Consider the following 6,722-nt stretch of genomic DNA (forward strand, 5'->3'; position numbering starts at 1 on the left):
GCCGTCCGCCCTCGGCCGGTCGGCCCGGCGCCGCACGCGACGGAGGCCGGGCGCAGGGCCCGGCCTCCGTCGTGGTGCGTCCTGCGGGTCAGTCGGTGGCGATCGCCGCGAGGATGTTCATCCGGCCGGCCCGGAAGGCCGGGACCAGGGCGGCCAGCAGACCGACCACGGCCGAGGCGACCAGGATGCCGGCGATGGTGCCCGTGGGGATGGTCAGGGTCTCCAGCCCCTGGGTGGCGAGCACCTTGCGGGCGGTGACACCCCAGGAGAGGCCGAGGCCGAGGCCGAGCAGGGCGCCGAAGACCGCGATCACCACGGACTCCAGGCGGACCATCCGGCGCAGCTGGCGGCGGGACAGGCCGATCGCCCGCAGCAGGCCGATCTCGCGGGTCCGCTCGACCACGGACAGCGCCAGGGTGTTCACGACGCCGAGGACGGCGACCACGATGGCGAGGCCGAGCAGGCCGTAGACCATGTAGAGCAGCTGGTTCACCTGGCTCTGGATCAGGTCCTTGTAACCGGCCTGGTCCTTGACGGTGAGCTGCGGGTAGGCCGCCACCGACTTCTGCAGGGCGGTCAGGGCAGCGGCCCGGTCGGCGCCGGGGGCGGCCTTGCCGAAGATGGCGACATCGCCGGGGAGGTCGGCGGCCGGGATCACCTGGGCGACGGTGTCGATGCCGGTGAAGAAGGCGTTGTCGAACATCGAGTTGCCGGTGCTGACGATGGCGCCGACCGCCAGGGTCTGGGTGCGGCCCTGGCCGTAGTCGACCTTGATCCGGTCGCCGACCTTCAGGTGGTGCTTGTCGGCGAAGTCCTGGTCGGTGGAGATGCCGCCGTTGAACGCCGCCTCGGCACTGCCGGTGGCGACCGGCATGTGGAAGTCCTCGGTGAACGTCTTGGAGGCCGCGACCACGTTGGTCTTGGTGGTGGTGCCGTCCGGGGCGGTGAGAGCGGCGCGCAGTGCCTTCTGCTCGGTGATGTGGGCCAGGCCCGGGGTGGCCCTGGCGGCCGTGACCGCGGCCGGGCTGACCTCGATGCCGGGGCCCTGGCCCGTGATGATGTAGTCCGCGCCGACCGACGAGTCGATCTGGGCGTTGGCCGAGCTGACCATCGAGGAGGTCACCACCGAGGCGCCGGTGACCAGGGCCAGGCCGATCATCAGGGCCGCGGCGGTGGCGCCGGTGCGCCGCGGGTTGCGCATGGCGTTGCGCTGCGCCAGCTTGCCGGCCGGTCCGAAGAGGGCGGGCAGGGCGGCGCCGAGCACCCGGATGATGCCGGTGGCCAGCAGCGGGCCGATGACCACGAAGCCGACCAGGCTGAGCAGGACGCCCAGGCCGAGCAGCTCGCCGCCCTGGGCGGCCTTGTCCGAGGCACCGGCCGCCGCGAGGGAGGCGGCGCCGAGGCCGGTGACGGCCAGGCCGACGATCGCCCGGATGCGGTTGGCGCGGGCCTCGGCCGGGGTGCCGTGGTCGCGCAGGGCGGCCATCGGGGAGATCCGGCCGGCGCGGCGGGCCGGGATCCAGGCTGCCAGCACGGTGATCAGGATGCCGACCGCGTAGGAGGCGACCGGGACCGTCCAGGTGACGTCGAGCGAGGAGGCGTCGAGGTTCATCCCGACGGCCTTCATCAGCTGGATCAGCAGGGCGGCCAGCCCGAGGCCGGCGCCGAGGCCGATCGTCGAGCCGAGCACGCCGAGGATCAGCGCCTCGGTCAGCACCGAGCGGTTGACCTGCCTGCGGCTGCCGCCGAGGGCGCGCAGCAGGCCGATCTCGCGGGTGCGCTGGGCGACCAGCATGGAGAAGGTGTTGATGATCAGGAAGCCGCCGACCAGCAGCGAGATGCCGGCGAAGCCGAGCATGGCGTACTTCATGAAGTTGAGGAACGAGCCGACGCCCTTGGCGTTCTCGGCCTTCTGCTCCGCCGCGGTCTTGGCGTCGAAGCCGCTGCCGAGGGCGGCCAGGGCCTGCTGCTTGAGCTGGTCGTCCGTGCGGCTGCCGTCGCCGTAGAGCTCGACGGTGGTGAACGCGGTCTCGCCGAGCAGGTCCTGCTGGGCGGTGGGGGTGTCCAGGAAGGCCAGCGCGGCACCGGGGTTGGTGGTGCGGAAGGTGACGATGCCGGAGAGCGTGAAGTCGTAGTTGCCGCTCGTGGTGATGACCCGCAGCGGGCTGCCGAGCTTCAGGCCGGCCTTCTTGGCGGTGTCGGCGTCGAGCATGATCTGGCTCTTGCCCGCGGGGGCCGAGCCGGAGGTGATGTCGACCGAGTTGCGCGGGGTGTCGACCCAGTTGCCGGTGAGCGTGGGCGCGCCGGAGGTCGGGCCGACCGACTTGTTGGTGGCCGGGTCGACCAGGATCGCGTTCTGGACGAAGACCTGGCCGAGGGCGGTCTTCACGCCGGGCTGGGCGGCGAGCTTCTGCACGGTGTCGACCGGCACGGTGGAGGGCTTGCCGCCCCGCTGCTCGCCGTCGGCGATGTCGTCCTTGGCCTTCTGGACGGACAGGTCGGAGGCGGTGGAGGCGAACAGCCGGTCGAAGGTACTGGTGGCGGTGTTGGAGAAGACGAGCGTGCCGGAGATGAAGGCGACCGACAGCACGACGGCGATCAGGGAGAGGACCATGCGCCCCTTGTGGGCGAAGAAGCTGCGTAGCGAGGTCTTGAGAATCATCGGTGGGACCCCCGCTCAGCTGGTGCGCTTGCCGTCGAAACGGCGCATGCGCTCGAGGACGGAGTCGGCGGTGGGGCTGTGCATCTCGTCGACGATCCGGCCGTCGGCGAGGAAGAGCACGCGGTCCGCGTAGCCGGCGGCGACCGGGTCATGGGTGACCATGACGATGGTCTGGCCGAGCTCGTCGACGGAGCGGCGCAGGAAGGTGAGCACCTCGGCACCGGAGCGGGAGTCGAGGTTGCCGGTGGGCTCGTCGCCGAAGATGATCTCGGGCCGGGCGGCGAGGGCGCGGGCGACCGCGACGCGCTGCTGCTGGCCGCCGGAGAGCTGGGTCGGGCGGTGCTTGAGCCGGTCGGCGAGGCCGACCGTCTCGATCACCTGGTCGAGCCAGGCCTGGTCGGGCTTGCGGCCCGCGATGTCCATCGGCAGCGTGATGTTCTCCAGGGCGTTCAGGGTCGGCAGCAGGTTGAACGCCTGGAAGATGAAGCCGATCTTGTCGCGGCGCAGGCGGGTGAGCTGCTTGTCCTTCAGCCCGGTGATCTCGGTGTCGCCGATGCTGATCTGCCCCGAGGTGACGGTGTCAAGACCGGCCAGGCAGTGCATCAGGGTCGACTTGCCGGAGCCCGAGGGGCCCATGATCGCGGTGAAGCGCCCGCGCTGGATGTCCACGTCGACGGCGTCGAGCGCGGTCACCCGGGTCTCGCCGGCGCCGTACGCCTTGGTCACCTGGCGCGCGGAGGCGGCGATGGCGGTCGAGCCGCCGGGAAGGTGCGGGTCCTGCACGGCGTTGGCTGCCGTCGTCACTGGGTTCTCCTCGATACGTCGTCCACCCGTTGCCCCACAGCCTGACCGATGCGACCGTCCTGCGACATGGCGCGGGCACCCGTCTTCGAGGTGGGGCCAGCACCACCCCTGATCGGGGTGGTGCTGTAAGGAACACGTTAGGAGGCACCGGCGGCCGGATCGTCATCCGCCGGGAGGAAGCCCGGTGACCGGGAGATGTACGGGCTGCGCGGCGCCTACCCCTAGGGGACGGGCGCCCGCGTCCCCGGGGTCAGCGCGCGGCGGCGAGTTCCCCGGTGCGCGCCAGGGCGGCCGCGAAGGCGTCCACCACCGGCGTGAGCAGCACGTCCGTCTCCCGCTCGATCTCGGTGGAGCCGTCCTCGCGGACGGTGATGTGGCGGTCCAGCACGAACCAGCCCTGGGTGATGTGCCCGGCCCCCATCGAGCTGAGCACCGGGCGCAGCGCGTAGTCCACGGCGAGCACGTGCGCGGTGCTGCCGCCGGTCGCCAGCGGCAGCACGGCCTTGTCGCGCAGCGCGTACTGCGGCAGCACGTCGAGCAGGGTCTTGAGCAGGCCGGAGTAGGCGGCCTTGTACACCGGGGTGCCGATGACTATGCCGTCGGCCTGCGCGAACAGGTCGATGGCGCGGGCGAGTTCGGGGTTCGAGGTGTCCGCCGAGAGCAGCGCCTCGGCCGGCAGGGAGCGGGCCTCGAAGGGGAGGACCTCGTGGCCGTGCTCGGCGATGCGGGCGTCGACGTGGCGGAGCAGCCGGGTGGTGCGGGAGGTGCGGGACGGCGAGCCGGAGACGGACAGGACGGTGGCCATGGGTGATTCACCTCGGGTCGTGGCGGGGCGGGCGGGGTGGGCCCCGGGGCCGGCGGCGGTGGCGGCCCGGCGCGGCGGGCGGCGCCGGGGGCGCTGCGAGGTGCCGGCGGACGGAGCGTGCGGGCGAGCGACGGTGGGGCGGTCAGCAGTCAGCCACGACACAGCGAGCGGGCCACACGCAGCAGGTCGACGTGCCGCCGACGCGTGAGGATCCTTCGCTGCTCCATGCCGTCATGCAAGCACGCACCGTTTCGGCCGGTCAAGGTTGGTTCCAGCAGGTGAACTTTCCGCCGCCGGGTCCGCACCGTGCATCAAATCGGCTACAAGGGGGCCCGGGGCGGTATCCGGCGTACTGCGGCGGGCGGCTTTCGGGCATCCTCTCCCACATGAACACGTGGCAGGAGGACCGCCCGCAGGGGGGCGGCGGTTACGGGCAGGGCGACGGCGGGTACCGCCGGGGCGGGGCGGCCGCCGAGCCGCCGCTGCCGCCGGAGCTCAACCCGCGCGGCGCCGGCGCGGCGGCCCGGCCGTACTCCGGTGCGGGCGGCCAGGGTGCGCCGGGCGGCCAGGGCGGCCAGGGCGGCCGTCCGGGCCAGGGCGGCGGCCAGGGGGCGCCGTTCGGTGCTGGGGCGCCGGCCGGCTACGGCGCGGGCGGCGGCTCGCCGATCCCGCCGCAGCAGGGGTACGGGTCCGGACGGCCGGGCCAGGGCGGACCGGGCGGGCCGGAGGGGCCCGGCGGCGGCGCTCCGGCAGGGCCCGCCTCGCGCTGGTCGCGCGGCCGGAAGATCAAGGTGGCCGCGCTGTCGCTGGTGGCGGCGCTGCTGGTGACCGGTGTCGGCACCTACGTCTGGGCGGACTCCAAGCTCACCCACGAGAACGTGCTGGCGCCCTACGACGGCCGGCCGGCCGCGGGCAAGGGCACCAACTGGCTGATCGTGGGCTCGGACAGCCGCCAGGGCCTCTCCGACGCGGACGAGCAGTCGCTGCACACCGGCTCCGCGCAGGGCAAGCGCAGCGACTCGATGATGATCCTGCACATCGGCGACCACGGGAACACGCTGATGTCGATCCCGCGCGACTCCTGGGTGACCGTCCCGTCGCACCTGGACACCAGCGGCAGCGGGAAGACCGTCAAGGCCAACGACACCAAGATCAACGCGTCGTTCGCGAACGGCGGCGGGCGGCTCCTGGTGCAGACCGTCGAGACCAGGACGGGCATCCACATCGACCACTACGCGGAGATCGGCTTCGCCGGCTTCGTCGGGATCGTCGACTCGGTCGGCGGTGTGGACATGTGCATCGACAAGGACGTGAAGGACCGGGACTCCGGGCTGGACCTGAAGGCCGGCTGCCAGACGCTGAACGGCAAGCAGTCGCTGGCCTTCGTCCGGCAGCGGCACCAGATGGCCGACCAGGACCTCGGCCGGATGCGCAACCAGCAGAAGTTCCTCGGCGCGCTGGCCAAGCAGGCGGCCTCGCCGGGCACCCTGCTCAACCCGTTCGCCTTCTACCCGATGGTCAGTTCGAGCCTCGGCACGCTGATCGTCGACAACGACACCGGCCTGACCGACCTCGCCTCGATGTTCCTCGCCATGAAGAGCGTCTCGGGCGGCGACGGCAAGAGCATCACCGTGCCGATCGGCAACGCCGACTTCCGCACGCCGACCGGCGAGTCCGCGGTGAAGTGGGACCCGGTCAAGTCGCAGCAGGTGTTCGACGCCTTCAAGAACGACACCGCCGTGCCGGACGTGAAGTAGCCGGACGTGAAGTAGGCGAACGTGTCGTGGCCGGACCGGCCGCGATCGCCGGCACGGCCGGACGCGAGGCAGCGGGCGCCCGTCGGGGGCCGCGCGCCGGGTGGGAGCCCCGGGCGCGGCCCCCGGCGCTTTTCCCGCCCGGAACTGACACGCAGGGTGCCCGTCCGGTCACAATGGGCGGCATGTCGCTGGTCACCTCGCTGATCTACCGCCGCCGGCACCCGGTGTTCGGCCGCCTGGTCCGGGAGCTCCTCGCGCTGTACGGCATGGAGGTGCCCGCGGCGGTGGAGGTCGGGCCCGGCCTGACCGTCTTCCACCGCGGCTTCGGCACCGTGCTGCACCCGTACACGACGATCGGCGCGGACGTCACGCTCTACAACGGCGTCACCCTCGGCCGCGCCGACCCCTGGGTGCCGCAGGAGGAGAGCGCGATGCGGAGGGTGGTGCTGGAGGACGGGGTGGTGGTCTGCGCCGGCGCCAAGGTGGTCTGCAAGGAGGGGGTGCTCACCGTCGGGGCCGGCACGGTCGTCGGCGCGAACGCGGTGCTGACCCGCTCCACCGGGCCCGGCGAGGTCTGGGCCGGGGCGCCGGCCCGGCGGGTCGGCCTGCGGGCGCCCGCGGCGGGCACCGCCCTCCCCCGGCCGGGTACGGCGATCCCCCGGCCCGCGGGCGGCGAGCCTGCGGACCGGGGGAT

General features: G+C 72.8%; 5 protein-coding genes. 2 read left to right on the forward strand and 3 right to left on the reverse strand.

Annotated elements, in window-relative coordinates; genetic code table 11:
- Nucleotides 1-88: 88 nt before the first annotated feature.
- The 3 genes from ACFV0G_RS28825 to ssuE all read right to left on the reverse strand — a co-directional run bounded on the left by ACFV0G_RS28825 (nucleotide 89) and on the right by ssuE (nucleotide 4,271).
- Complete coding sequence (locus ACFV0G_RS28825; protein ID WP_380554266.1) at nucleotides 89-2,662, reverse strand: ABC transporter permease; 2,574 nt, start codon at nucleotides 2,660-2,662, stop codon at nucleotides 89-91.
- A gap of 15 nt (nucleotides 2,663-2,677) precedes the next feature.
- Nucleotides 2,678-3,466, reverse strand: a complete 789-nt coding sequence (locus tag ACFV0G_RS28830) for an ABC transporter ATP-binding protein (protein ID WP_380554269.1) — start codon at nucleotides 3,464-3,466, stop codon at nucleotides 2,678-2,680.
- A gap of 250 nt (nucleotides 3,467-3,716) precedes the next feature.
- Complete coding sequence (gene ssuE / locus ACFV0G_RS28835) at nucleotides 3,717-4,271, reverse strand: NADPH-dependent FMN reductase (protein ID WP_380554272.1); 555 nt, start codon at nucleotides 4,269-4,271, stop codon at nucleotides 3,717-3,719.
- A gap of 386 nt (nucleotides 4,272-4,657) precedes the next feature.
- On the opposite strand from ssuE, the gene ACFV0G_RS28840 reads away from it, so the two are divergent.
- The gene (locus ACFV0G_RS28840; protein WP_380554275.1) at nucleotides 4,658-6,028 is read left to right on the forward strand and encodes an LCP family protein; all 1,371 of its coding nucleotides are present in this window, start codon (nucleotides 4,658-4,660) and stop codon (nucleotides 6,026-6,028) included.
- Nucleotides 6,029-6,210: 182 nt separating this feature from the next.
- The coding region (locus ACFV0G_RS28845; protein ID WP_380554278.1) for a serine O-acetyltransferase at nucleotides 6,211-6,722 on the forward strand (512 nt) is incomplete at its 3' end.

The sequence above is a fragment of the Kitasatospora sp. NPDC059571 genome (genome assembly GCF_042735675.1).
Lineage (GTDB): Bacteria > Actinomycetota > Actinomycetes > Streptomycetales > Streptomycetaceae > Kitasatospora.

Bases quoted from the DNA above. Each gene is read 5' to 3' on its own strand.
- ssuE (WP_380554272.1), bottom strand. From the start codon at position 4,271: ATGGCCACCGTCCTGTCCGTCTCCGGCTCGCCGTCCCGCACCTCCCGC.
- ACFV0G_RS28825 (WP_380554266.1), bottom strand. From the start codon at position 2,662: ATGATTCTCAAGACCTCGCTACGCAGCTTCTTCGCCCACAAGGGGCGC.
- ACFV0G_RS28840 (WP_380554275.1), top strand. From the start codon at position 4,658: ATGAACACGTGGCAGGAGGACCGCCCGCAGGGGGGCGGCGGTTACGGG.